The sequence below is a fragment of the Streptomyces chartreusis NRRL 3882 genome (assembly GCF_900236475.1).
GTDB classification, from domain to species: domain Bacteria; phylum Actinomycetota; class Actinomycetes; order Streptomycetales; family Streptomycetaceae; genus Streptomyces; species Streptomyces chartreusis_D.
Map to the genome: position 1 here is coordinate 8,555,035 of NZ_LT963352.1, position 25,122 is coordinate 8,580,156.

A 25,122-nucleotide genomic window follows, 5' to 3' on the forward strand; every position below is an offset into this window, starting at 1 on the left:
TGCTGTCCAGGACCGCCCTGAACCCGAGGTGCACCGCATCTTCACCATTACGACACTAGACAACAAGAGTGACAGACAGACGTGTATGGGTCCTCATGCCAGGACGGCGGCACCGACCCCGGACGGAGGGCGGCCCCATGACGGGCAACGGCAAGACATGGCCGGACCCGGTCGAGTGGACCGGGAAGATCTACAGCGCGGGCTGGCGCGAATCCGAGGGCGGCACACTCCAGGTGATCGAACCGGCCACGGGACATGCGCTGGCCGAAGTCGGCGTCGCCTCCTCCGTGGACGTCGCTCGGGCCGGTGCACGGGCCGCCCAGGCCGCCGGAGACTGGGCCGCGGCGGCTCCTTCCGACCGCATCGATGTCCTGCTGCGCGCATCCTCCGCCCTGCGTGAACACAGCGCTACCTTCCGCGACTGGATCGTCCGTGAGTCAGCCGGTGTCCCCGCCAAGGGTGACTACGAGATCACCGCTGCCCTCGCCCAACTGACGCACGCCGTGGGACTGGCGTCCCGCCCCCCAGGTGAGGTCCTGACCCCGCAGACCCCCGGTGGAACGAGTCTGGCGTGGCGGGTGCCCCTCGGTGTCGTCGGCGTCATCAACCCGTGGAACGCACCGCTGCTCTTCGCGGTGCGCGCGCTGGCGCCCGCACTGGCGCTGGGCAACACCGTGCTGCTCAAGCCGGACCCACTCACTCCGGTGTCCGGGGGTGTCCTCGTTGCGCGGCTCTTCGAGGACGCCGGACTGCCCGACGGAGTGCTGCAGGTCTTGCCGGGCGGCGCGGAGACCGGGCAGGCGGTCGCGGCAGACCCCCATGTCGCCATGGTTGCGTTCACCGGTTCCGCCGAGGTCGGACGCGTCGTGGCCGGTGTGGCGGGTGAGGGGCTGAAGCGGGTCGCCCTGGAGCTGGGCGGCAAGAACTCGCTCGTCGTGCTCGAGGACGCCGATGTGGACGCGGCCGCCTTGGCCGGAGCCGTGAGCACCTTCGGATACCAGGGACAGGCGTGCGTCGCCGCCGGCCGCCACCTGGTCCATGCCGATCTGGTCGAGGCGTACACCGACGCGCTGGTCGGACACGCGCGGACCCTGCGCGTCGGTGACCCCCGCGTGGAGGGCGTCAGCATCGGCCCGATCATCAGCGAGCGGCTGGCCACCAGGATCGAGCGCATCGTCGACGAGAGCGTGGCCGGCGGGGCACGGGTGCTCACGGGCGGCCGACGCGACGGACTCTTCTACCCACCCACCGTCCTGGACCGCGTCGACCGGGCCATGCCCGCGTTCACCGAGGAGATCTTCGGTCCCGTCGCGCCTGTCATTCCCTTTCACCGCGAGGCGGAGGCCATCGAGATCGCCAACGACACCGCGTACGGCCTGACGGCCGCCGTGCACTCCGGCTCCGTACAGAGGGCGACCGCTGTCGCCGAGCAACTGCGCACCGGCATGGTCCACATCAACGACGTCTCGGCCAAGGACGCCGCGAACGCCCCCTTCGGAGGCATGGGCCTCTCCGGCAACGGCTCCCGCATCGGCGGCTCAGCCAGTCTGGAGGAGTTCACCCAGTGGCGCTGGCTGACGGCACCCGGACCGGTGTGACAACGCACGGACAGCGGCCCGAACCAGAAAGGCCCCGAACCCCAAAAGGCCCCGAACCAAAAATGGCAAGGAGTCCTCTCCTTGCCACTCTCAAGCTATAACACACAGGGGGTCTTGCGGCAAGGCCCCCCGTCTCCCGCACACTGTCCCGCCTAGGCCCAGGACCTGCGGAAACGGGAGCATGACGTGACCCCCCTGACCATGAGCGCGTTCGACCTTCCCGACCGCCTCTCGCGCAAAGCCGATCCGGCGCTGATCGCCGGGGACGAGCGGCACTTCGCCGCCGTCGCCGACTGCCTGGAGCAGTCGATCGCCGAACTGTCCGAGCGTCTCGAAGCCGAGCGCAAGGCGCCCGGCGGCAAGGGACGGCAGGCGATGGACCGGGACGCCGAGATCCACCGGCTGACCGCTCGCCTGCGCGCACTGCGCCGCTTCGGACTCGACCTGTGCCTCGGGCACATGGTCGGCACCGACGACTCCGAGCCGGTGTACGTGGGGCGGCTCGGCCTCACGGACCGCGAGGGCCGCCGGCTGCTGGTGGACTGGCGATCCCCCGCGGCCGAGCCGTTCTTCGGCGCCACCCATGCCAACCCGATGGGGCTCGCCGGCCGTCGCCGGTACCGCTGGAGCGGCGGCCGGGTCAGCGACTACTGGGACGAGGTGTTCACCGCCGACGCCTTCGACGGGCACGCCGCGCTCGACGACCAGTCCGCCTTCATCGCCAGCCTGGGCACCAACCGCTCGCCCCGGATGCGGGACGTCCTCGGCACCATCCAGGCCGACCAGGACGCCATCATCCGCGCCGGTTCGCGCGGCGCCCTCGTCGTCGACGGCGGCCCGGGCACCGGAAAGACCGTCGTCGCCCTGCACCGCTCCGCCTACCTCCTCTACTCCGACCCGCGCCTCGGACAGCACCGCCGGGGCGGCGTGCTGTTCGTCGGCCCGCACCGGCCGTACCTGTCCTACGTCGCCGACGTCCTGCCCAGCCTCGGCGAGGAGGGAGTGCAGACCTGCATCCTGCGGGACCTCGTCGACGAGGGGGCGGCGGCCGGGGAGGAGGCCGACCCGGAGGCGGCCCGCCTGAAGTCGTCCGCGGACATGGTGCGGGCGATCGAGAAGGCCGTCCGGTTCTACGAGGAACCGCCCACCGAGAGCATGACGGTCACGACGCACTGGTCCGACATCCGTCTGAGCGCCGCCGACTGGGCCGTGGCGTTCGAGGCGGCGGAACCCGGCACGCCGCACAACGAGGCCCGCGACCAGGTCTGGGAGGAACTGCTCACGCTCCTCGTGGACAAGCACGAGGGCGAGGTCTCCGAGGCCCTGCTGCGCAAGTCGCTGTCACAGGACCGGGAGTTGGTCACGGCCTTCAACCGGGCCTGGCCGGTCCTGGAGGCGACCGACCTCGTCGGGGACCTCTGGTCGGTACCGGCCTATCTGCGGATGTGCGCTCCCTGGCTCAGCCGCGACGAGGTGCGCACACTGCAACGCGCGCAGCCCCAGGCCTGGACCGTGTCAGACCTGCCCCTGCTGGACGCCGCCCGGCAGCGGCTCGGCGACCCGGAGGCGTCCCGGCGCCAACGCCGGCGGGAGGCCGCCGTCGCCGCCCAGCGCGAGCGCATGGCCGACGTCATCGACGACCTGCTGGAGGCCCACAGCTACGACGACGGCGAAGGCGTGCTGGTCATGCTGCACGGGCAGGACATGCGCAACTCCCTGGTCGACGAGAGCGCCCTGCCCACGGCCGACCCCGACCGGCTCGCCGGACCGTTCGTGCACATCGTCGTGGACGAGGCCCAGGAACTGACCGACGCGGAGTGGCAGATGCTGCTGCTGCGCTGCCCGTCCCGCAGCTTCACCATCGCCGGGGACCGCGCCCAGGCCCGGCACGGGTTCACGGAGTCGTGGCGGGAACGGCTGGAGCGGGTCGGGTTCGACCGGGTCGACCTGGCCTCGCTGAGCATCAACTACCGGACCCCGGAGGAGATCATGGCGGAGGCCGAGCCGGTCATCCGGGCCGTGCTGCCGGACGCCAACGTGCCGGTGTCGATCCGCAGCGGCGGCGTTCCCGTGGTGCACGGGCCGGCCGCGGAGCTGACCTCGGTCCTCGACACCTGGCTGGCCGCGCATGCCGACGGGATCGCCTGTGTCATCGGCGACCCCACGTTCCGGCCGGCGTCGTCCCGCGTCCGGTCGCTGACCCCGGAGCTGTCGAAGGGGCTGGAGTTCGACCTGGTCGTCCTCGTCGACCCGCAGGACTTCGGCACGGGCGTCGAGGGAGCGGTCGACCACTATGTCGCGATGACCCGGGCGACCCAGCAGCTCGTCGTCCTCACGAGTTCCTGACACGGGCTCCGGCCGGGGCCCTCCCGCAGTGGGGGCCCCGGCCGGAGGTTCAAGGGGGTGTCCGCATCTCTACGCGGCCAGCTCCTTGCGGATGCGGTCCAGCATGAAGGCCGACGACTCCCGGGCCCGCTCCTCCCAGGCGAAGACGCAGGACGTGGCGACACCGTCGAAGCCCAGCTCGCGCAGCGTGCCGAAGAAGGCGTCCCAGTCGACCTCGCCCTGGCCGATGTCGAGGTGCTGGTGGACACGGGCGGGGGTGCCCGGCGGGTTGAGGATGTAGCGCAGGCCGGACGAACCCTTGTGGTTGAAGGAGTCCGCGATGTGCACGTGCTGGAGCTTGTCACCGGCGTAGCGCATCATCGCCGGGATGTCGGCGCCGACCTCCGAGGCCCCGGAGAGGTGGAAGGAGTGCGGGGCGCAGTACAGGTAGTTCACCCACGGCTTGTTGATCGCGCGGACGAGATCGACGGCGGGCGTGTTCTCCTCGCAGAAGTCGTCCGGATGCGCCTCCAGGTTCAGAGCGATGCCTTCGCGCTCGAACACTGGGAGCAGCTCCTCCAGCGAGCGCCAGAAGGCGGCCTCGCTCTCGGCGGCGCGCTCGGGGCGGCCGTTGAACTCCGAGTTCATCAGCGGGCATTCGAGCTCGACGGTGATCTCGATCATCCGCTTCCAGTAGCGGACGGCGGCCTGCCGCTCGGTCTCGTCCGGCGAGGACCACTTGTACAGCGGCAGAACCGAGGAGAGCTGGACACCATGGGTGCGCAGCGCGTTCTTCAGCTCCGCCACCCGCGCGTCGTCCGCCCGCGGGTGCAGGAAGAACGGCATGAAGTCCTCGCGCGGCGACAACTCGATGTACTCGTAACCGAGTTCGGCGACCGTGCGCACCATCTCGTCGATGGGCAGGGCGCGGAACATGTAGGGGTCGAGGGCGATCTTCACGCGGTGCCTCCGTAGAACGCGGGGCGGGGCTTCATGTCGGTGGTGACGAGCTCGCCGCCGGACTCCAGGGACCGGACGGCGGCGTCGGTGATGACCGTGGCGGCGTAACCGTCCCAGGAGGACGGGCCGGTGGGCTCGGTGCCGGCCGCCACCGACGCCACCCACTCGCGGAACTCGGTGTCGAAGGCCTCCGCGAACCGGTCCTTCCAGTCCTGCAGCACGTTCGTGCCGTGCCGGGCCGCCGTGCGGACCCCGACGGCCGCCGGGTCGGGCAGCCGGACGAGGCCGTCCTCGCCGACGACCTCGCACTGGATGTCGTAGCCGTACTGGCAGTTGACGAAGACCTCCAGGTCGATCCGGACGCCCTCGGACGTCTCGAAGATCATGATCTGCGGGTCCTTGAGATGCGGGAACCGCTTGCTCGTGGCACGCGGCGTGACCACCTGGGCGGAGACGATCTCGTCGTCGAGCAGCCAGCGCAGCACGTCGATCTCATGGACCGCCGTGTCCTGGGCGGCCATGGCGGAGTGGTACGACTCCGGCACGGTCGGGTTGCGGTGGGCGCAGTGCACGATCAGCGGGGCCCCGAGGGAGCCGGTCGACAGGACCTCCTTCATCTGGCGGTAGCCGGCGTCGAAGCGGCGCATGAAGCCGACCTGCACCAGGCGGCGGCCCTGCGCCCGCTCGGCCTCGACGATCCGCAGACAGTCCTCGGCGGTCGTGGCCAGCGGTTTCTCGCAGAACACCGGCTTGCCGGCCGCGATCGCGTTCAGGACGTGCTCGGCGTGGGTGGGCCCCCAGGAGGTGACGAGGACGGCGTCCACGTCGGGGGAGGCGATGAGATCCGCGCCGGTGGGCAGCGCGGTGGCACCCACCCGGGCCGCCACCTCGGCGGCGCGCAAGGTGTCGATGTCGGTCACGGCCGTGACGGCGGCCCCGGTGACGACTTCGGTGAGCCGCCGGGTGTGGTCCTGGCCGATCATTCCGGCGCCGATGACGCCTACGCGTACGGTCATGGTGAACTCCTTGCAGAAGATCAGAAGGTCAGGAGAAACGCGTCCGGAGCTCGGCTTCCAGGGTTTCGAGGGTGCGGCCCTTGGTCTCGGGGACGTACAGCTTCACGAAGGTGAGGGACAGCACGCCCGCGGCCACGAACAGGAAGAACGTGTTGGAGATCCCGATCCCCGAGACGAGGGACGGGAAGACCAGCCCGATCACGAAGTTGGTCAGCCACAGCACCACGGCCGCGATCCCCATGCCGAAGCCGCGCATCCGCATCGGGAAGATCTCCGACAGCATCAGCCAGGTCACCGGGGAGATCGCGCCCTGCTGGAAGGCGAGGAACGTGACCGTCATGGCGAGCACCGCGAACGCCCGCGTGTCACCCGAGGGCAGGACCAGGGAGAAGACGCCGATCAGCAACAGGGCGGCGGTCGTGCCGGCCTGGCCGGTCATCAGCATCGGGCGGCGCGGTACCCGGCCCAGCAGCCAGATGCCGACGAAGGTGGCCAGCACCGAGATCACACCGTTGGCGATGTTCGCCGTCAGCGCGCTGTCGGCGGCGAAGCCGGCATCGGTGAGGATCTGCGTGCCGTAGTACATGATCGTGTTGACGCCGGTGATCTGCTGCACGATCGCGATGCCGAACCCGACGAACATCAGCTTCCGCACCCACGGCGTGCTCTTCATGTCCTGCCAGCCGCCGAGCTTTGCCTGCTCGTCCTTGACGGCGAGCGCGGACACCTCCTTCAGCTCGGCCTCGGCCCGGGCCCCGGACCGCACCTGCTTGAGGACTTCGAGGGCCTCCCCGAAACGGCTCCGGGAGGCCAGCCAACGCGGGCTCTCCGGCATCACCAGCATGCCGAACCAGAGCACGACGGCCGGCAGCGTCGCGATGACCAGCATCCAGCGCCACACGCCACCGGACTCGCCGCCGACCTGGGCGATGATCGCGTTGGACGTGAAGGCCAGCAGCTGACCGCTGACGATCATCAGCTCGTTGCGGGTGACGAGGGCGCCGCGCCGCTCGGCGGGCGACACCTCCGCGAGGTACACCGGAACGGTCACCGACGCGCCGCCGACCGCGAGGCCGAGCACGAACCGCGCCACGATCATCACCTCGGTCGTGGGGGCGAGGGTGCAGCCGAGCGCGCCGACGAAGAACAGCACCGCCAGCAGCAGGATGTTGCGCCGCCTGCCGCGCGCGTCCGACAACCGGCCCCCGGTCACTGCGCCCAGCGCGGCACCCAGCAGCAGCGAGCTGGTGACCATGCCCTCGGTGACCGGGGTCAGTCCGAGGTCCTCGGTCATGTAGGGCAGGGCGCCGTTGATGACGCCGGTGTCGTAACCGAAGAGCAGACCACCGAACGTGGCGATGATCGTGATCAGCCTCAGCCGCCGCCTGACCGCCGGAGGGGCGTCGTCCGCGACGGCGGTGGCGGGGGGTGGTGGAATGGGGGCCGGTGTCGTGTCGTCCGTGACGTCCATGGCCGCTCCTTACCTGTCGGTGTTCGGGCGCCGGGTACCCGACAGGCCGCAGCCGGCCAGGTGTTCACGGGTGCTCACCGCGATCGGCAGCGGCACCTCGGGGGCACACGGGTACAGGTCCTGCTCGACGATCACGAACAACTCGGCGTCGAGCCGCGCGAGTTCGGCCACGACCTCGGCCGGCTTCGGCACTCCGGCCGGGGGTGACACGCACACCCCGCGCTTCACGGCCTCGCCGAAGGACAGGTCCTCGGCCGCGACCTGCGCCAGGACCTCCGGGTCCATCTGCTTGATGTGCACGTAGCCGACCCGCTCACCGAAGCGGCGGATCAGGTCGAGGTTGTCCCCGCCGCCGTACGCCACATGCCCGGTGTCCAGGCACAGGTTGGTGTAGCGGCTGTCCGACTCGTTCAGCAGCCGCTCGATCTCCGGCTGCGTCTGGATGTGGCTGTCCGCGTGCGGATGGACGACCAGCCGTACGTCGTACTCCTCCAGCAGCAGCCTGCCCAGCCGGTCGGCGGCCCGGCCGAACCCGGCCCACTGCTCGGCGGTCAGCTCGGGCGACTCGGTGAACGCACCCGTCTTCTCGTCCCGGTACATCGGCGGGATGAAAACGAGATGGTGCGCCCCGGCGGCGGCGGTCAGCGCGGCGACCTGCCGGACGTGGGCGAGCATCTCGTCCCATGCCTCGGGCCGGTGCAGCGCGCCGAACGCGGTACCGCCGGAGACCTTCAGCCCACGGGCGTCCAGTTCGGCCGTCAGCCGCTGCGGGTCGGTGGGGAGATAGCCGTACGGGCCGAGCTCCAGCCATTCGTACCCGGCCTGGACGAGCTCGTCGAGGAAACGGGTGTGCGACACCTGGTGCTCGTCGTCGGGGAACCAGACACCCCAGGAGTCGGGGGCGGAGCCGAGGCACAGGTTGCCGACGGTCGTACGCAGCGGGGCTGGCACCGTTGCCATGGTGGGAGTCCTTCGGGGAGAGCAAGGGCGGGCGTGGAACTGATGCGCTCTACTAGCGCGCTCTAGTTCGGTACGATGACCCCTGTCCAAATGTCATGTCAATAGGTTGTTGCCGGGAGATTGCCGGCTCCCTGTACGGGCCCCGTGCGGGACACCCGTAGGGTGGTCGGCGTCGGAGGGTGGGTTCACACGTGGATGCATCGGGCAGGCAGCGGCCCACGATGGCGGATGTCGCCGAGAAGGCGGGTGTGTCCCGCGCGCTCGTCTCGATCGTCTTCCGCAACCAGGCGGGGGCCAGTCGGGAGACACGGGAACGGGTCCTGCGCGTCGCCGACGAGATCGGTTACCGGCCCGACAGCGCGGCCCGGCTGCTGGCCCGCGGCCGCAGCCGCACGCTCGGCGTGATGTTCACCGTGCACCAGACCTTCCACACGGACCTCATCACCGGCATCTACCCGGAGGCCGAGCGGCTCGGTTACGACGTCCTGCTCTCCGGCGCCACCCACGGCCGCAGCGAGGCCAAGGCGGTCGAGGCGCTGCTCAGCCACCGCTGCGAGGCGGTGATCCTGCTCGGCCCGGATGCCGATCCCGGCTACCTCGCCGAGCTCGGACGGCGCACGGTCACCGTCTCGATCAGCCGCCGGGTGCCCCAGGCCCATGTCGACTTCGTGCACTCCGCCGAGGGCAAGGGCGTCCGGCAGGCCATGGACCACCTGGTGGAGCTGGGGCACCGGCGGATCGTGCACATCGACGGCGGACGCGGTCCCGGTTCGGCGGAGCGGCGGCGTGCCTACCGCGCCGCGATGCGCCGCCACGGCCTGGAGGCGCTGGCGCGGGTGATCCCCGGCGAGCACACCGAGGAGTCCGGTATCGAGACCGGCCGGCTGCTGCTCGCCGAACGTGACGGCGGGCGGCCGCTGCCGACGGCGGTCCTCGCCGGCAACGACCGCTGTGCGATGGGGCTGCTGATGACCCTGACCCGGGCGGGCATCGAGGTCCCCCGCGACCTGTCCGTCGTCGGCTACGACGACAGCCACCTCTCCCACCTGATGCCGATCGGCCTGACCACCGTCCGCCAGGACGCGACCCTCATGGCCGAGCACGCGGTCCGCTTCGCCGTCGAACGGCTGGAGAAGGGGGAACTTCCGCCGAGGGAGGCGGTGCTGGATCCGAAGCTGGTGGTGCGGGGAACGAGCGGGCCTGCCCCGGCGGAGCGTCCCTAGGGGGTGTCCGCCTAGCGCGTGCCCTTCTTCGCGAACTCGGCGACGCTGTCGACGTTGTCCTTGGTGACGAAGGCCGGCCCGGTGAGCACGGGGGCGGTGCCGCCGCCGCTGATGTTGCCGTTCGTCTTGTAGAGCCACAGCGCGTCCACGGCGAGGTAGCCCTGGAGGTAGGGCTGCTGGTCGACGGCGAACTGGATGTCTCCGCCCTGGATGGCGCCGACGAGGTCCTTGTTGAGGTCGAAGGTGGCGACCTCGGCCTTGCTGCCCGCGTCCTTGACCGACTGCACGGCAGTCATGGCGATCGGGGCGCCCAGCGTGACCACCTGGTCGATGCTGGAGTCCTTCTGGAGCTTGGCCGTCAGCGTCGACTTCACGGAGGGCATGTCGGTGCCGTTGACGTAGAGGTTCTCCGTCGTGCCCTTGAAGCCCTTCTTCAGGCCGGCGCAGCGTGCCTCCAGCGCGACCTGGCCCTGCTCCTGGATCACGCAGACGGCGTGCTTGGCGCCCTGTTGGTCGAGGCGCTCGCCGAAGGCTTGGCCGGCGATGTTCTCGTCCTGGCCGAAGTACTCGAGCATGCCGAGCTCCCGCCAGTTGTCCAGGCCCGAGTTGAAGCCGACGACGGGGATGCCGGCCGCCTTCGCCTTGGCCACGACCGCCTTCATGGCGTCGGGCTTGGCGGCGGTGAGCGCGATGCCGTCGACCTTCTGGTCGATGGCGTTCTGTACCAGGTTGGCCTGGTTTCCGGCTACGGGGTCGCTGGAGTAGACGAGCTTGATGTTGTCCTTCGCCGCAGCCGCCTGGGCGCCCTTGCGGATCAGGTCCCAGAAGGTGTCGCCGGGTGCCGCGTGAGTGACCATGGCGACGGTCATCCGCGGGGTGGTGGCCTTGCCGGCGGCGTCGGTGCCGCCGGTCTCGGCCTGCTTCCCGCCGGAGCCGCTGGAGCAGCCGGCGGCCAGCAGGGCGCCCACGAGGACGGCGGTGGTCAGGGCGGCGGATCTGTGGTGTCTGCGCATGTCGGGTGCACCTCGGTGTGCTGGGGAGGGCGGGCCGTGCCCGGTCCGGGGAGGCAGCTGGAGCGCGCCACTAGCGCGCTCTAGTGGCAGGTACTATGCGGGCGCCTTCAGGTGATGTCAACAGCTTTGTCAGGACGTTCCAACAAAACGGGGCCGCCCGCACACACCGGCAGCGCTCGGCGTGTGCGGGCGGCCCCGCGGGCGGACGGTCCAAACCGCCCCGGTCGGTCCTGCTCAGCTCTCCGCGGTGCTGATGTTGACCATCCAGGGGACGCCGAAGCGGTCCGTGCACATGCCGAACACGTCGCCCCACATCTGCTTCTCCAGCGGTACCGACACCGAGCCGCCCTCGGACAGCTTCTCCCAGTAGCCGGTCAGCTCGGCGGCGTCGTCGCCGCTCAGGCTCACCGAGAAAGGCTGGCCCGGCGCGGACTCCATGCCCGGTGGGTTGTCGGCGCCCATCAGGGTGAAGCCGCCGGCGGTCTCCAGCATGCCGTGCATGATCTTGTCGGCGTTCGGGGCCTCCGCCTGGCCGAAGTCGCCGTATGTGTTGAGGGTCAGGGTGCCGCCGAAGACCTCCTGGTAGAACTCCAGCGCCTGCCGGGCGTCGCCGTTGAAGGACAGGTACGGGTTGAGACGCGAGACCATGAGAACCTCCCTGAAGGGGCCGAGGGCCATGTGCGCGCAGCGTAACGCCGGGCTGTGACAACGGCTCGTCGAGCGGCGCCGTGCCGGGGGCGGAACGGCGTCGGCACCCGCGAGGGGCGTCGGCCCCAACTGCGCTGCCGGTGTGGCTCCTTGGGCTCAGGGGAAGGACAGCGCTCATGACATCGACCACCTTCCGCTTCGGCGGGGACCTGGAAGTGCGCCGGCTCGGTTTCGGAGCCATGCATCTGCCGACCGAGCCCGGCCCCGGCCGGGAGAACGCCCTCGCGGTCGCCCGGCGGGCCGTGGAGCTGGGCGTCACGCTGATCGACACGGCGCACCTGTACGGCGGGGGAGCGAACGAGGAGCTCCTCGCCGAGGCCCTGCACCCTTACCCGGAGGGGCTGCTGATCACCACCAAGGTCGGTGTCGCGCGCATCGAGGGCGAGTGGAGGCTCGACGGGCGGCCCGCCACCCTGCGCGACCAGGTCGAGCAGGCCCTGCGCCGGCTGCGCGTCGAGCGGATCGAGCTGCTCCAGCTGCACCGCATCGACCCCGCGACACCGCTCGCCGACCAGCTCGGTACGCTGCGGGACCTGCGGACCGAGGGCCTGATCGGCCGGATCGGGCTGTCGGAGGTCACCGTCGACGAACTGGCCCGGGCCCGGGAGATCGCCGACATCGAGAGTGTGCAGAACCGCTACAACCTGCTCGACCGCGAGCACGAGCCGGTGCTCGACGCCTGCGCGGCGGCCGGGATCGCCTTCCTGCCGTGGCGGCCCGTCGCCTGGGGGAAGGCGGGTGCCGAGGCGGAGATCGCGGCCGTGGCGGCGGACCTCGGTGCCACGCCCACACAGGTGGCGCTCGCCTGGCTCCTCCACCGCTCGCCGGTCGTCCTGCCGATTCCCGGCACGGCCCGCATCGAGCACCTGGAGGAGAACCTCGCCGCGGCGGACATCGACCTGACACCCGCCCATCGCGACCGCCTCGACCGGCTGGCCGAGGGAGCGGGGGCCGCCTCAGCAGCGGACTGAGACAGGGGCCCCGCGGGCAAGGGGGGTATGAAAGCGGGCTCCACGAGGGTTCAGGCCTCGTCGGACGACCCGTTGTTCCAGTCGTACGGGCCCCCGCCACGCCACTCGATCAGCTCCGTGTCGTCGACGGCCGTGTCGGTGGTGGGCAGGCCCTCGCGGTGCAGCAGGTCCAGCACGTCGAAGAGGCTGTAGGCGACGCCCATGCGTTCGCCGTGGATGGTCACCAGCCGTCCGCCGTCCGACGCGGGCGGCTGCACGACCACAGGGGGTTGACCGTCCATGACCCCACCATGCTCCCGAAACCGCCGGTTCGCAGCTCGGCCGGGCCCATAAGGGGGCCTGGCCGATGCGATCCGGCCCGGCCCGCCGGACGAGCCTCCGGCGTCGAGGGCCTGTGCGCCGGTGACAAGGCCCGATCCGGAAACTGAGTTCTCATCAGCACCCCCTGAGCGCCCTCCCTCCGCGGTCCTAGCGTCCGTGGCATGGACATGAACCAAAGGACAAGAGGGAAGTGGCGCGGTGCCGCACTGGCGGTGCTGCTGACCGCCGGGACGCTCACGGCCGCCGCCCCGGGAGCCCGGGCCGAGGGCGCGCGGACCGAGACGCCGGTCGCGTCGACGTCGCCGGTGACCGGGGTGACGGAGTCGCTGGTGCGGGTGAGGACGCCGCTGCCGGAGTCGGCCGGGCCGCGTCCGGCCGCCTGCGACTGGCTGTCGTACCTGCGCTACCGCTCCGCCGACGGTCCGGCCGCCTCGGCCGACGCGGACCGGATCCTCGTCGCCCAGCCCGGCATCCTGGAAGGAGCCGGGGCGTTCGACAGCGTGGCCCGCAACACCGTGGCGCGGGCCGCCGAGCAGGGCCTGCACATCGAGTTCTGGGCGCTGGACCGGCGCTCCAACTGCCTGGAGGACCGCACCGGCATCGCCTCGGGCGACCAGCACACCGCCGTCGACTACTACTACCGCGGCAAGCAGGTCGACGGCCGGACCTTCGGCGGCTACGCCGGCAACGCGGAACTGGGGTGGATGGCGAAGCTCGGGATCGAGCAGACCGTACGCGACCAGTACGACCTGCTCACCGCCGAGTTGCCCGACCCCACGCAGCGCAAGCGGAAGGTGCTGTGCGGCGGGCACTCGCTGGGCGGTGTGATCACCGGGTACTTCGCCGCCGCCGACTTCGACGGCGACCGGGCCACCACGGCGGACGCGGGCCACAACCAGTGCGCCGGCTACTTCGCCCTCGACACCACCGTCTCCACCTCGCTCGCCGACCTCAGCGGCAGCCTGCCGGACGACACCAACCTGCCCGACATCGGCCTCGGTTACGGCGTGATCCAAGCCGGGCTCGACAGCGGGGTGCTGCCGCGCACGCTGTCCGCGCCGGTGCTGCTCAACCCCGAGACCATGACCCTGCTCGGCATCGCCGGGATGGGCGCCCTCAAGGACCCGGAAGCCGAGGCCGACCTGCCCCGGTACCTGCCCTCCAACCTCAACATCGAGGCGACCCACCGCTTCCTGTTCTCCAAGGACACCGCCGCCTTCCTCACCGGCAAGCCCGCCGTGAAGGACTTCCGCCTCACCAACGGGGCGGTGCTCGGGGCACTGCTGGACGACAACTCCGTACCGCTGGCGTTCCTCCAGACCAGCGTCGGCTTCTTCGACGGCGGGCCGATCGCCGACAAGAGCTTCCCCGTGGCCAACGGCGGCGCGCAGCAGCCCGGCCTGTACGGCACCGCGTACAAGGCCATCCCGGACCGGCCGCAGGGGCCGCTCTACACCTGGCGCAACTACGACCGCGTCGGCGACCCCGACGACCCCGGCCACCGGTCGGCCGACGGCACGCCGTTCACCGGCGCCGGCGAGGAGGTCACCGACGTGCGGCAACTGGCCCGCAGCCTGGCCGAGCAGCCGCTGGACTTCACCGAGCAGTACTTCCCGACCAAGCTGGTGACGGACATCCAGCTGTCCACCTCGCCTCAGGTCAAGAAGCTCGTCGTCCATCCCGGCGGCCTCACCGCCAACCCGGTGCTCACCGTCCTCGCCGGTGAGGGACTCCTGGCCGGCCGGGTCCCGGCCGAGCTCCACCCCGTGGTCGCCCAGGGCTACCAGCACCTCGACGTCCTGACCGCCGCGCCCACCCAGAACAACGGCCGGCCCGAGACCGTCTCCACCAGCCTCGCCGCCTTCGCGCGCTCGCCGCGCTGACCTTCCGCGCACGCGCGAAAGGGCCCGGGAGGAAAGCCTCCCGGGCCCTTCGGTTGCCTGCCGGAGATCAGAGCCTGCCCGCGGCGAACGTGGCCGCCCGGTCGGCGTCGTCACGGTAGCCGAGGTGCGCCCCGACATCGCCGCCGCCGCTCTCGCAGACGGGGTCTCCCTTGGCGCAGATGTCCAGGGTGCGGCTCTGGTACGTGCCGGTGACGCTCTTGCCGAGGGCCCGGATCGGGTTGCCGAACAGCAGCACCGCGGCGACCTTCGGCTCGACCGCCGCGGGCAGCGTCGCCACGATCGGGCTGCCGACCACCGCGCCCGCGCTGCTGATGCCGATCGAGTTGTCGACGACGTTCGCGCCCTGCGAATAGCCGACGAGAACGAACCGCTGATTCGGACAGGCGGCGGCCTGGCTCCTCACATGGTTCACCAGGTCCGCGTTGCCCTGCGCGGCAGACGTCGGGGAAAGGTCCGCCGGATAGTTCACCTTGTAGCTGGACATGCTTTTGCCCGCCGCTTTCTTCTGGAGTGCGGAATACACGGGGTCGCCGACGATGAAGCCGAGCGTGCCCGGCTCGAAGGTGCCGCGCGCTGCGACGACTTCCACGTCAGAGCAGGCCGCGGCCGTGGCCGAGGGAGCCGAGAGGGTGGCCAGACCGGCCCCGCCGACCAGTGAGAGCGCGGCGAGACACAAACGGATACGCATGGGGGATCCTCCGCGGGTGAGGCGCGTGGAGCGCCTGCGAAAAAGGACGGCCCGAACGTATTCGCTGTGTCTCCCGGAGTGTTATGGACGGGATTATGGAATCGCCGCGGTTTTTTATTGAGAATTGAGTACCGGGATTCAGTTCTGTGGTGTGCGCAGTGACTCCGCGCGCAACGCGAGAATCAGATCGAGGCGGGTTTCCGGGTCGTGCAGGGCGTCGCCGAAGAGCTTCTCCAGCTGGCGCAGGCGGTAGCGGACCGTCTGCGGGTGGATGTGCAGCCGTGTGGCGACGTCCGGCACGTTGCTGCCGCTGAGCAGCCACGCCAGCAGCGTCTCGGCGAGCCGGTCGCGCTGCCCGGCCGAGACCGTGTCGAGCGGCGCGAGGACCCGCGCCTGGAGCCGTTCGAGCAGCGGCTCGTCGCCGTACAGCAACAGCGTCGACAGATGGTCGGCGCACCGCACCACGCCCTGGCGGGGGAGGACCCCGCGGCCCATCAGCCCGAGCGCCCGGGTGGCGAGGCGCAGCGACTGCGCGGCGTCGGTGACCGCGACCGTCGGGCCGATCGCGGCGGGCCGGCCGCGCAGCGCGAGCGTGAACGCCCGGCCGCCGAAGCGGCCGGAGCCGTCCGGATCGGGCACCAGCATGCGCGGCGGCCGGGACTCCATGTCGACCAGCGCGCCCGCCGCGGCCAGCGGCCGGTCCTCCTCCCGCCGGTCCGGCGCCGCCGCGAGCGCCACGACGGCGACCGTGCGGGGCACCGGCCAGCGCGCGCCGTGCGCCAGGTCCTGCACGGCCTCCAGCACCACCGGCCCGTCCTGCAGCAGCAGGTCCAGCAGCCGCCTGCGGCGCCGCTCCAACTCGTCCGAGCTGCGCAGCTGGGCCTCCGCGTAGCCGGCCGCGGCCGCCTGGGCGACCTCGTGCACGGTCCGGAACGCCAGCTCGCCCAGAGCCGCCACGACCGTGGAGTCGAGGCCGAGCTCCTCCGCCGTGTGACCCATCAGCCGCCAGGCGTGCAGCCCCCCGACCCGCAGCGCGGACTGCAACGCGTCCAGGCTGCGGCCCTCCAGGGCCTCGCCGCGCCCCAGTTCGTAGTACGTCGTCGCGATCGCGCCCCCGTCGTCGCGCGGGTCGGCGATGTGATCGACGAACAGGGTCAGCGCCTGCACCACCCCGGCCCGCAGGTTCCTGCCGTACGGCCCGTCGGCGGGCCGCGCGTACTCGGGGACCTGACGGCGGACCTCCTCCTCCACCTGGTCGGCGACTGCCGCCAGCTGGGCGCGCAGCAGCTCCGCCAGCTCGGGCGGCACCGGTGGCGTACGGGGGCGGTCCGGCACCCCGTGCGGGGTGGGCACAGCCATCACGGGCACTCCTTTCGGCCGGAAGCGGCTCACCCGCGGACTGTTGCCGCTGGGACGAGGGGCAAGTCCTGTGTTGGACGGACGACCCCTGCGCTCCGTTCCGTGCCCCGACGGCACCCCCGTCACTCCGGCACACCCAGAGCACGGGCGAGCATCGGCCACGAGGCGGTGAACTCCCGCTTCCAGTAAGCCCAGTCGTGTCCTCCTCCCGAGTACAAGTGCGTGGTGGCGCGGATGCCCAGGCGGGTGAGCGCGCCGGCGAAGCCCTGCGCCGAGGGCCACAGGGCGCTCTCCAGCACCCCGGGCAGCGGGTCGCCGCTGCCGCCGCCCACTCCACTGCCCTGCGACACGTACAGGGCGGTGCCGCGCAGCCCCGCGGCGCGGGCCCTCGGATTGAAGTCCCGCCAGGTCAGGAGGTTCAGCAGCGGATGGCCCCACAGCGACGCGGCGGGCAGGTTCTCACGGGCCACGATGGCGTCCATGATGGCGGGAACGCCCGGGGCGGTGGTGTCGAGGATGCCGCTGTAGGAGGCCGCGGCCGTGAACGCCCCGGGGTGGCGGGCCGCGTGGGCCATCGCGCCGTAACCGCCGGTGGAGACACCGGCGACCGCCCGTACACCGGAGGCCCGGTAGTCCCGGGCGAGCAGCGCCGGCACCTCCTTCACCTGGAACGTCTCGTAGTCGGGGCCGTCACGCCAGACGCTGGGGATGCCGGTCGGGCCCGCGTCCGGCATCGCCACGATCAGGTCGCGGCCTTCGGTGAAGGCCTCGATGTCGGTCTCCCGGGTCCAGGACCTGTAGTCGTCGTGGGCGCCGTGCAGCAGATACAGCACGGGATACGTCCGCTCCGGCCGCGCACCGAAGTCCGACGGCAGGATCAGCCGGACCGGGGCGCTGCGGCCGAGCGCGGCGGAGGGCACGGACACGTCCAGCGTGCGCGGCCCGAGCCGGGCGGCGGCCCCGGCACGGCCCGTGCCGCCCGCGGCCCCGAACAGGACGGCGAGGCCGGCGGCGGCCGTCGCTCTGGCGACAGTGCGCCGGGAGACTCCGGCAGCGGGCTTCGGCGGCAGGTCGGGCATGACGGCTCCTCGGGTCGGTTTTCAGGGGGCCCGCTCGGCGAGCACCCGGTTGAGATGGGCGGCGATCTCGTCGACGTGCGGCGGATCGAGCAGCGACAGATGGTGACCGGCCACCGGCACGACCTCCAGGCGCGGGCACACCTCGTCCCAGCCCAGCGCCTCGTCGTCCCGTTCGTACGCCGGGTCGCGCACGGTGTGGGACGCGGGTTCGGTGGCCCGGTAGAGCACGACCGGCCCGTCGTACCCCCCGGGCCGGTGCGACTCCCCGATGCCCATGTCCAGGTAGGAGGCGCGCTGGTGCTCCAGCGCCGCGGGCGGCACGTCGGCGGCCTGGCGCAGCGCCCGCAGCACGGTGTCGATGCGGTCCCGGTCGTCGTCCATGGCCACGAGATCGTCGTACGGCAACTCCAGCCGCACCCCGTAGGCGTCGGCGACGTGGCCGGCGAAGCCCTCGAAATGCGCCCGGATCCGCTCGGCGCGCGTCACGCCGGGCCGGAGGAGGGGGCGTACGGAGTCGAGGAGCACGACCAGCGGCACGTCCCGTCCGGCGGCGGTCAGCTGCCGCGCGATCTCCTGGGCGACGAAGCCGCCGAAGGACCAACCGCCCAGCAGGCAGGGCCCGTCCGGGTGGGCGGCGTCGATCGCCTCGGCGTAGCGCCGCGCCTTCTCCGGCACGGTCCCGGCCTCCTCGATCCGCTCCAGCCCGTACACCGGCCGGTCCTGCCCGAGCCGTTCGGCGAGCGCCCGGTAGACGGTGACCGGGCCGCCGGCCGCGTGGACGAGGAACAGCGGTGGCCTCGAACCGGTGGCGCGCAGCGGGCGCAGCGGGGTGTCCTCACCGGGGAGGGCGTGCCGGATCCGGGCGGCGGCGTCCTCGACCGTGGCGGCGGCGAACAGGTCGCGCAGGGACAGTTCGATGCCGAACTCCCGCTCCACGGCCGTGCGGACCCGGACGGCCATCAGCGAGTCCAGGCCCAGATCGGCCAGGGCGGTGTCCGGGGCGACCCGGGTGGGCGGATGGCCGGTGACGGAGGCGATGTGGTGGGTCAGCCGGGCCAGGACCGACGAGGGATCCGCCGCCTCGGCGGGAGATTCCGCCGGTTGCGGGGCCGGCTCGGTGCGGGCTCGTCCGTCCGTCCACCAGTGGCGTACGTGCCGCCACCGGGGCAGCGGCAGGTCGACGACCCGGCCGGGCGGCACGGGCAGCCGGTGGCCCGCCACGTACAGGGCGCCCAGCTGCCCGGCGAACGCCTCCGCCCCGTCGGCGTCCCGGCGCAGGGTGGCCAGGGCGAGCGCGCCGGGCACGGTGTCGGCGACGGCCCCGGTCAGCACCGGGTGGGGTGAGATCTCGACGAACGCCGTGTGGCCGTCGGCCGCGGCCGCCGCGAGCGCCCGGTCCAGACGGACGGGCCGCCTGAGGTTGGCCGCCCAGTGGGCCGCGTCGAACACGCAGTCGCCGCGCGGATCGTCGAGGACGGTGGAGTACACCGGGACACGCGGCCGCCGGCCCCGGACGCCGGACAGCGCCTCGGCGAGATCCGGCAGCAGCGCGTCGACCTGGGGCGAGTGCCCGGCGCCGACGACCCGCATGGCCCGGGCTGCCCGGCCCTGTCCCTCCAGCCGGCGCACGAGCCCGGCCACCGAGGCCTCCCCGCCCGTGACGACCTTCTGCCGGGGGGAGGAGTGCACGGCGACGTGCACATCCGGGAAGTCCCGCTCCAGGGACTCCAGTTCGGCGTCGTCCAGGTCCACCACGGCCATCGCGCCGCCGCTCAGTCCGCTCAGCAGCCGGGCCCGTACGGCGATGACACGCGCCCCGTCCGCCACGTCCAGCGCGCCCGCGCACACCGCCGCCGCGACCTCGCCCATGGAATGGCCGACCACCGCGGCGGGCTCGACCCCGTACGAACGCCACAGCTCGGCGAGTGCCAGTTGAAGGCCGAACAGCACGGGCTGGGCGACGTCCAGGCGGTCGAGGCCGGCCCCGGAGGACAGGTGGTCGTACAGGGACAGGCCGCACTCCGGGGCGAGCTGCGGGTCGAGTTTCTCCACGGCGGCGGCGAACGCGGGTTCCTCGGCCAGCAGCCTGCGCCCCATGCCGGGCCACTGGCTGCCGTAGCCGGAGAAGACCCACACCGTGCCGCGCCCCACCCGGTCGCGGTCACCGGTCACCACCCGCGCGTCCGGGCGGCCCGCCGCCAACGCGACCAGTGCCGCGGAGAGTTCGGCGCGGTCCCGGGCGACCACGGCGGCGCGTACGGGACCTCGGCCGGAGCGCCCGGCCAGGGTCCGGGCCACGTCGGCGGGGTACGCGGTGTGCTGGCGCAGCCAGTCGGCGAGCCGCCCCGCCGTGTCGCGGACGCGCCCCGCGTCGAGGTCGGACAGCACGTGCACGCACGCCACGGCCTCTTCGGCCGGCCGCACGGGGACAAGGCCGGGCGGCCCCTCCTCCAGCACCACATGCGCGTTGGTGCCGCCGAAGCCGAACCCGGAGACCCCCGCGAGGGCGGTGCCGCTGTAGCGGGGCCAGGGCTCCGGCTCGGTCACCACCCTCAGCCGCTCGTCGGCGAGGGACGTGTCCTCCGCGCAGTGCAGGGACGGCGGGATGCTGTCGTGGTGCAGGGCCAGCACGGTCTTCACCAGGCCCGCGATGCCGGCGGCGGACTCCAGATGCCCCAGGTTGCCCTTGACGGAACCCAGCAGCAGGGGCTGGTCCGGGTCGCGGTCCGCGCCGAGCACCGCGCCCAGCGCGCCCGCCTCGATCGGGTCGCCCAGCGGGGTGCCGGTGCCGTGCGCCTCCACGTAGTCGACACGGGCCGCCGCGAGCCCCGCCCGCGCGTACGCGCTCTCCAGCAGCGCCCGCTGGGCTGAGGGGTTGGGCGCCATCAGGCCGTTCGAGCGGCCGTCGGAGTTGACGGCGGTGGCGCGGACGACGGCCAGGACACGGTCGCCGTCCCGCTCCGCGTCGGACAGCCGCTTCAGGATCACGGCGGCGCAGCCCTCGCCGCGCCCGATGCCGTCGGCCGCCGCCGAGAACGGCTTGCACCGCCCGTCCGGTGCGAGCGCGCCCGCTCTGCGGAAGGCGACGGTGACGGCCGGCGACAGCAGCAGGTTGACCCCGGCGGCGATCGCGATGTCGCTCTCGCCCGTGCGCAGGCTGACGCAGGCGTGGTGCACGGCGACCAGCGAGGAGGAGCAGGCCGTGTCGACGGCCAGGCTCGGCCCCCGCGTGTCCAGGACGTAGGCGAGCCGTCCGGCGGTCACGCTCAGCGCGCCCCCGGCCGGCGCCCAGGGATCGACGGCGGCCGGATCGGCGCCCGTGAGCTGCCCGTACTCGGCGGCCGACACCCCGACGAACACCCCCGTCGCGGTGCCCGCCAGGGACCCGGCCGGCACGGCGGCGTGGTCGAGCGCCTCGTGGACGACCTCCAGCAGGATCCGCTGCTGGGGGTCCATCACCGCCGCCTCGCGCGGGGTGATGCGGAAGAAGTCCGCGTCGAACCCGGCGACGTCGTCGAGATAGCCGCCGTACGGATGGGCGTCGGCGGGCGGAAAGGCGGTGAAGTCACGCCAGCGGTCCTCCGGGACGCGCCGGATCGCGTCGCCGCCCTCGCTCAGCAGCCGCCAGTAGCCGTCCGGGCCGTGCACCCCGCCGGGCAGCCGGCAGCCGACCCCGACCACGGCGACCGGCTCGGCCGTCCCGCCCGCCAGCCCGGCCCGCGGCCCGGGCGCTGCCCCGGTTCCCGAGGCAGCCGAGGCTCCTGGGACATGCAGGGCTTTCGAGGCCTCCGGGGCCCCCGAGCCTTCGGTGCGGCACAGCCGCGCCACCAGCGCCTCACCGGTGGGCGTCTCCCACAGCAGCGTCGTCGGCAGCTCGCGGCCCGTGGCCCTCGACAGTTCACCGGCCAGGGCGACGGCGTCCCGCGAGGACATGCCGAGGTCGGCGAGCGGCCGGTCCATCGGAACGTTCTCGGGCGAGGCGCCGTACCAGAGGGCCACCCGTTCGGCGATCAGCCGGCGCAGCGCGCCCTCGTCGAGCGGCCTCATCCCGCGGCACCCGTCGCCGTGCCGGCCTGCCCGCCGTACGCGCCCTCCAGGTACCGGGCCCGGGTCAGAGCCCGCGACACCTTCCCGCTGGAGGTACGCGGCACCGTGCCCGGCGGCACGACGACGACGTCGGCGAGCCGCAGCCCGTGCCGGGCGGAGACGGCACCGCGCACGGCACGCACCACGGCCGGCACGTCGAGCTCGGCGAGGCGCGCGGTCCGCGCGTGCTCCGCCACGATCACCACCCGCTCGACCCCGTTGCCCGGCACGGCGAACGCCGCGAGCCGGTCCCGGCGCACCGCCGGGTCCGCGTCCTGGGCCGTCGCCTCGACGTCCTGCGGATAGTGGTTCCGGCCGTCGACGATGATCAGGTCCTTCAACCGCCCCGTGACGACCAGCTGCCCCTCCAGAACCGTCCCGAGATCACCCGTGCGCAGCCAGCCGCCCGGAGCGGCCGCGGTGTCCGCGAACTCGGCGCCGAAGACGTCCCCCGGTCCCCGGTTCCAGTAGCCCCGGCCGACATTCGGCCCCTGCACCCAGATCTCGCCGACCTCGCCCTCCGACAGCAGGGCCCGGGTCACCGGGTCGGCGACCCGGACCCGTTGGCCCGCCGGAGTGCCGCAGCCCGCCAGCAGCACCGCCCGTGGATCGTCCGGCCGCGCCGGCAGGGCCTTGCCGGCGGCCAGGGCGTCACGGTCGAGCGCGAACCGGCTGAGCGGCTCACCCGGCCGGGCCGCGCAGACGAACACGGTCGCCTCGGCCAGCCCGTACGACGGGCAGTGGGTCTCCGGTGCCAGGCCCTGACCGGCGAACGCGGCGTGGAAACGGTCGGCCGTGCCCGGGCGGACCGGCTCACTGCCGTTGATCAGAGCCGTCACCCGGTCCAGCCGCAGCCCCTCCTTCTGGTCGGCGGAGACGCTCGCGGCGCAGTAGTCGTAGGCGAAGTTGGGCGCGGCGCTCACCGCGTCCGGGTGCGCGGAGAGCAGCCGCAGCCAGCGCACCGGCTCGTGCAGGAAGGCCGCCGGGTCCATCAGCACCGACAGCAGCCCTCGTGCCACCGGGGCCGCGACGCTGAGCACCAGTCCCATGTCGTGGTAGAGCGGCAGCCAGCCCACGCAGGTCACCGGGCGGGCGTCGGCACCGTAGGCGGTGAGTGCCTGGCGGGCGTTGGCGACGACGTTGCCGTGGCTGATCTCCACCCCCGCCGGGGCGCGGGTCGAACCGGAGGTGTACTGCAGATAGGCGGTCGCCTCGGCGTCCGGCGGGACGGGCCGCCAGTCCCGGGAGGCGTCGTCGGGCACCTGGTCCGCCACGACGATCCGCGGTCCGTCGGGCCCGAGGACGTCACGCACCTCGTCCAGACAGCGGCTCGTGGTCACGACGGTCGAGGGACGCGCGTCGGCCAGGACACCCGCGAGCCGGTCCGCGTGCCCGGGCAACCCCGGCGGATACAGCGGCACGGCGACCGTCCCGGCGGCCAGGGCCGCGAGGAAGGCGGTCACGTACTCCGTGCCCTGCGGACACAGCAGCGCGACCCGGTCTCCCGGACCGGCCTGACCGGCGAGCCGCGCGGCCAGCGCCCGCACGCGCACGTCCAGGCGGCGCCAGGTCAGCGTGCGGTGAACGCCGCGCGAGTGCGGTGCCGGGTGCTCGACGAAGGTGAACGCCCGGCGGTCCGGGGTGCTTTCGGCCCAGTGCCGGACGTACTCCGGCAACGTGGGGCACACGGGCGCGAGCGGGGGGCGGCGGCTGTCCATCAGGCGGGGCTCCTCACGGCGCGGATCGGCGTACGGCGCATCGCGCGTACGGCGCGCATCGGCTCTCGGTGCGGATCGGATTGCGGTGCGGATCGGATTGCGGTGCGGATCGGTCGCGGGGCGCGAACGGGGAGGTCAGAGCGGGATGTTGCCGTGTCGGCGTTCCGGCATCGGCGCGCGTTTGCCACGCAGGGCCCGCAGCGCGCGGCAGACCTGCTCCCGCGTCTCGCGCGGCGCGATGACGGCGTCGACATAGCCGCGTTCGGCGGCGAGATAGGGCGTGCCGTGGGTGCGCTCGTATGCGGTGAGCAAGCGGGCGCGCAACGCCTCGGGGTCGTCGGCCGCGGCGAGTTCCCGCCGGTGCAGAACGCCCACGGCCCCCTCGGCGCCCATGACGGCGATACGGGCGGTGGGCCAGGCGAGGTTCACGTCGGCGCCCAGATGCTTGGAGCCCATCACCGCGTATCCGCCGCCGTACGCCTTGCGCACCACGACCGTGACCTTGGGGACGGTCGCCTCGGCATAGGCGTACAGCAGCTTCGCTCCGCGCCGGATGATGCCGGCCCGCTCCTGCCGTACCCCGGACAGATAGCCGGGCACGTCGGCGAAGGTCAGCAGCGGGATGCCGAACGCGTCGCAGAACCGCACGAACCGCGCCGCCTTCTCGGAGGCGTCGATGTCGAGGACCCCGGCGGCGTGCAGCGGCTGGTTGGCGACGACACCCACCGAGCGGCCCTCGATCCGGGCGAGGGCGCAGATGATGTTCGGTGCGAACAGCTCCTGCACCTGGAGCAGTTCACCGTCGTCGACGACGGCGTGCAGGATCACCCGCATGTCGTACGCCTCGCCCAGCCGGTCCGGGACGACCTCGTCGAGCGTCGCCCCCGGCGGGGCGTGCCCGGGGGCGTACTCCGGGGGCCGTTCCAGGTTGTTGGCCGGCAGGTACGACAGCAGGTCGCGCACGGTGTCGAGGGCGTCCTCCTCGTCGGCGGCCAGGAAGTGGGCGTTGCCGTTGACGGTGTTGCTGGTGCGGGCGCCGCCCAGTTCCTCGGCCGTGGTGCGCTCGCCGGTGACCGTCTCGATGACGTCCGGGCCGGTGACGAACATGTGCGAGGCGCCGTCCACCATCACCGTGAAGTCGGTGATCGCCGGCGAGTAGGCTGCGCCGCCCGCGCACGGCCCCAGGACGACCGAGATCTGCGGGATCACCCCGGACGCCTTGACGTTGCGGCGCACCAGCTCGGCGTAGAGGGCGAGCGAGGCGACACCCTCCTGGATGCGGGCACCGCCGGAGTCGTTGAGTCCGATCACCGGGCAGCCGGTCTTCAGGGCGAGATCCATCAGCGCGACGGTCTTCTCGCCGAAGGCCTCGCCCATGCTGCCGCCGAACACCGTGGAGTCCTGGGCGAACACGCACACCGGGCGGCCGTCGACCGTGCCGTACCCGGTGATCACCCCGTCGCCGTAGGGACGGCGGGTGCCGACCTCCGCGGCGGGCCGGGCCCGGACGAACAGGCCGGTCTCCGTGAAGGAGTCCTTGTCCACGAGCCGTTCGATCCGCTCGCGGGCCGAGAACTCCCCGCGTCCGCGCGGCCCGCCCGGGGCCACCGCCTGGCCCCGGCGGCGTTCCAGGCCGGCGACGCGCTCCGCGGTACTCCCGGGCACGTGCGCCGCCGTCTCCCCCGGACCGGATGCTGTCACGTCTGTGCTCACAACCACCTC

At 72.6% G+C, this 25,122-nt stretch carries 18 protein-coding genes; 5 read left to right on the plus strand and 13 right to left on the minus strand.

Annotation, left to right across the window (positions count from 1 at the left end; genetic code table 11):
* Nucleotides 1-137 precede the first annotated feature (137 nt).
* A complete protein-coding gene (locus SCNRRL3882_RS38585) occupies nucleotides 138-1,598 on the plus strand; it encodes an aldehyde dehydrogenase family protein (protein WP_010038079.1) in 1,461 nt (486 codons plus the stop codon).
* A 186-nt stretch (nucleotides 1,599-1,784) separates the two neighbouring features.
* Complete coding sequence (gene helR / locus SCNRRL3882_RS38590; protein ID WP_010038080.1) at nucleotides 1,785-3,944, plus strand: RNA polymerase recycling motor ATPase HelR; 2,160 nt, start codon at nucleotides 1,785-1,787, stop codon at nucleotides 3,942-3,944.
* A gap of 69 nt (nucleotides 3,945-4,013) precedes the next feature.
* On the opposite strand, the gene SCNRRL3882_RS38595 is transcribed toward helR, so the two are convergent.
* Genes SCNRRL3882_RS38595 through SCNRRL3882_RS38610 form a run of 4 tightly spaced genes read right to left on the minus strand, consistent with a single transcriptional unit; the run spans nucleotide 4,014 to nucleotide 8,330 of the window.
* Nucleotides 4,014-4,883: a sugar phosphate isomerase/epimerase family protein gene (locus SCNRRL3882_RS38595; RefSeq protein ID WP_010038082.1), complete on the minus strand. Its 870-nt coding sequence runs from the start codon at nucleotides 4,881-4,883 to the stop codon at nucleotides 4,014-4,016.
* Nucleotides 4,880-5,899, minus strand: coding sequence for a Gfo/Idh/MocA family protein (locus SCNRRL3882_RS38600; protein WP_010038085.1), 1,020 nt, complete (start codon nucleotides 5,897-5,899; stop codon nucleotides 4,880-4,882). The genes SCNRRL3882_RS38595 and SCNRRL3882_RS38600 overlap by 4 nt, the downstream gene beginning before the upstream one ends.
* A 28-nt stretch (nucleotides 5,900-5,927) precedes the next feature.
* Nucleotides 5,928-7,370 (minus strand): sugar porter family MFS transporter, encoded by a 1,443-nt coding sequence (locus SCNRRL3882_RS38605; RefSeq protein ID WP_010038091.1) that lies wholly within the window; start codon nucleotides 7,368-7,370, stop codon nucleotides 5,928-5,930.
* A gap of 9 nt (nucleotides 7,371-7,379) precedes the next feature.
* Nucleotides 7,380-8,330 carry a TIM barrel protein gene (locus SCNRRL3882_RS38610; protein ID WP_010038093.1) on the minus strand — a complete coding sequence of 317 codons (951 nt, stop codon included), beginning with the start codon at nucleotides 8,328-8,330 and terminating at the stop codon, nucleotides 7,380-7,382.
* Between the two features lie 221 nt (nucleotides 8,331-8,551).
* Between SCNRRL3882_RS38610 and SCNRRL3882_RS38615 the strand changes: the two genes are divergently transcribed.
* Nucleotides 8,552-9,553: a LacI family DNA-binding transcriptional regulator gene (locus tag SCNRRL3882_RS38615; RefSeq protein ID WP_010038097.1), complete on the plus strand. Its 1,002-nt coding sequence runs from the start codon at nucleotides 8,552-8,554 to the stop codon at nucleotides 9,551-9,553.
* A gap of 11 nt (nucleotides 9,554-9,564) precedes the next feature.
* On the opposite strand, the gene SCNRRL3882_RS38620 is transcribed toward SCNRRL3882_RS38615, so the two are convergent.
* Both SCNRRL3882_RS38620 and SCNRRL3882_RS38625 read right to left on the minus strand, forming a co-directional pair.
* The gene (locus SCNRRL3882_RS38620; protein ID WP_010038099.1) at nucleotides 9,565-10,566 is read right to left on the minus strand and encodes a substrate-binding domain-containing protein; all 1,002 of its coding nucleotides are present in this window, start codon (nucleotides 10,564-10,566) and stop codon (nucleotides 9,565-9,567) included.
* Between the two features lie 234 nt (nucleotides 10,567-10,800).
* Entirely contained in the window at nucleotides 10,801-11,214 is a 414-nt protein-coding gene (locus SCNRRL3882_RS38625) for a VOC family protein (protein ID WP_010038101.1), read from the minus strand.
* A 176-nt stretch (nucleotides 11,215-11,390) separates the two neighbouring features.
* On the opposite strand from SCNRRL3882_RS38625, the gene SCNRRL3882_RS38630 reads away from it, so the two are divergent.
* On the plus strand, nucleotides 11,391-12,245 hold the full coding sequence (locus tag SCNRRL3882_RS38630) for an aldo/keto reductase (protein ID WP_010038102.1): 855 nt from the start codon (nucleotides 11,391-11,393) through the stop codon (nucleotides 12,243-12,245).
* Between the two features lie 50 nt (nucleotides 12,246-12,295).
* On the opposite strand, the gene SCNRRL3882_RS38635 is transcribed toward SCNRRL3882_RS38630, so the two are convergent.
* On the minus strand, nucleotides 12,296-12,526 hold the full coding sequence (locus tag SCNRRL3882_RS38635) for a hypothetical protein (RefSeq protein ID WP_029181052.1): 231 nt from the start codon (nucleotides 12,524-12,526) through the stop codon (nucleotides 12,296-12,298).
* Nucleotides 12,527-12,727: 201 nt separating this feature from the next.
* Between SCNRRL3882_RS38635 and SCNRRL3882_RS38640 the strand changes: the two genes are divergently transcribed.
* Nucleotides 12,728-14,449, plus strand: coding sequence for a hypothetical protein (locus SCNRRL3882_RS38640; RefSeq protein ID WP_231911203.1), 1,722 nt, complete (start codon nucleotides 12,728-12,730; stop codon nucleotides 14,447-14,449).
* Nucleotides 14,450-14,516: 67 nt separating this feature from the next.
* On the opposite strand, the gene SCNRRL3882_RS38645 is transcribed toward SCNRRL3882_RS38640, so the two are convergent.
* The 6 genes from SCNRRL3882_RS38645 to SCNRRL3882_RS38670 form a co-directional block, all read right to left on the minus strand.
* On the minus strand, nucleotides 14,517-15,158 hold the full coding sequence (locus SCNRRL3882_RS38645) for a cutinase family protein (RefSeq protein ID WP_010038108.1): 642 nt from the start codon (nucleotides 15,156-15,158) through the stop codon (nucleotides 14,517-14,519).
* Nucleotides 15,159-15,296: 138 nt separating this feature from the next.
* On the minus strand, nucleotides 15,297-16,517 hold the full coding sequence (locus SCNRRL3882_RS38650; protein ID WP_010038111.1) for a PucR family transcriptional regulator: 1,221 nt from the start codon (nucleotides 16,515-16,517) through the stop codon (nucleotides 15,297-15,299).
* A gap of 122 nt (nucleotides 16,518-16,639) precedes the next feature.
* Complete coding sequence (locus tag SCNRRL3882_RS38655) at nucleotides 16,640-17,596, minus strand: alpha/beta hydrolase (protein WP_010038113.1); 957 nt, start codon at nucleotides 17,594-17,596, stop codon at nucleotides 16,640-16,642.
* Nucleotides 17,597-17,617: 21 nt separating this feature from the next.
* On the minus strand, nucleotides 17,618-21,643 hold the full coding sequence (locus tag SCNRRL3882_RS38660; protein ID WP_010038115.1) for a type I polyketide synthase: 4,026 nt from the start codon (nucleotides 21,641-21,643) through the stop codon (nucleotides 17,618-17,620).
* Nucleotides 21,640-23,400, minus strand: coding sequence for a fatty acyl-AMP ligase (locus SCNRRL3882_RS38665; RefSeq protein WP_010038117.1), 1,761 nt, complete (start codon nucleotides 23,398-23,400; stop codon nucleotides 21,640-21,642). The genes SCNRRL3882_RS38660 and SCNRRL3882_RS38665 overlap by 4 nt, the downstream gene beginning before the upstream one ends.
* 135 nt (nucleotides 23,401-23,535) lie before the next feature.
* Nucleotides 23,536-25,065 (minus strand): acyl-CoA carboxylase subunit beta, encoded by a 1,530-nt coding sequence (locus SCNRRL3882_RS38670; RefSeq protein ID WP_010038119.1) that lies wholly within the window; start codon nucleotides 25,063-25,065, stop codon nucleotides 23,536-23,538.
* Nucleotides 25,066-25,122: the final 57 nt, after the last annotated feature.

Coding starts and splice junctions, on each gene's coding strand:
- SCNRRL3882_RS38585 (WP_010038079.1), top strand. CDS start 138: ATGACGGGCAACGGCAAGACATGGCCGGACCCGGTCGAGTGGACCGGG.
- SCNRRL3882_RS38600 (WP_010038085.1), bottom strand. CDS start 5,899: ATGACCGTACGCGTAGGCGTCATCGGCGCCGGAATGATCGGCCAGGAC.
- SCNRRL3882_RS38605 (WP_010038091.1), bottom strand. CDS start 7,370: ATGGACGTCACGGACGACACGACACCGGCCCCCATTCCACCACCCCCC.
- SCNRRL3882_RS38610 (WP_010038093.1), bottom strand. CDS start 8,330: ATGGCAACGGTGCCAGCCCCGCTGCGTACGACCGTCGGCAACCTGTGC.
- SCNRRL3882_RS38615 (WP_010038097.1), top strand. CDS start 8,552: ATGGCGGATGTCGCCGAGAAGGCGGGTGTGTCCCGCGCGCTCGTCTCG.
- SCNRRL3882_RS38620 (WP_010038099.1), bottom strand. CDS start 10,566: ATGCGCAGACACCACAGATCCGCCGCCCTGACCACCGCCGTCCTCGTG.
- SCNRRL3882_RS38625 (WP_010038101.1), bottom strand. CDS start 11,214: ATGGTCTCGCGTCTCAACCCGTACCTGTCCTTCAACGGCGACGCCCGG.
- SCNRRL3882_RS38630 (WP_010038102.1), top strand. CDS start 11,391: ATGACATCGACCACCTTCCGCTTCGGCGGGGACCTGGAAGTGCGCCGG.
- SCNRRL3882_RS38635 (WP_029181052.1), bottom strand. CDS start 12,526: ATGGACGGTCAACCCCCTGTGGTCGTGCAGCCGCCCGCGTCGGACGGC.
- SCNRRL3882_RS38640 (WP_231911203.1), top strand. CDS start 12,728: ATGGACATGAACCAAAGGACAAGAGGGAAGTGGCGCGGTGCCGCACTG.
- SCNRRL3882_RS38645 (WP_010038108.1), bottom strand. CDS start 15,158: ATGCGTATCCGTTTGTGTCTCGCCGCGCTCTCACTGGTCGGCGGGGCC.
- SCNRRL3882_RS38650 (WP_010038111.1), bottom strand. CDS start 16,517: ATGGCTGTGCCCACCCCGCACGGGGTGCCGGACCGCCCCCGTACGCCA.
- SCNRRL3882_RS38655 (WP_010038113.1), bottom strand. CDS start 17,596: ATGCCCGACCTGCCGCCGAAGCCCGCTGCCGGAGTCTCCCGGCGCACT.
- SCNRRL3882_RS38660 (WP_010038115.1), bottom strand. CDS start 21,643: ATGAGGCCGCTCGACGAGGGCGCGCTGCGCCGGCTGATCGCCGAACGG.
- SCNRRL3882_RS38665 (WP_010038117.1), bottom strand. CDS start 23,400: ATGGACAGCCGCCGCCCCCCGCTCGCGCCCGTGTGCCCCACGTTGCCG.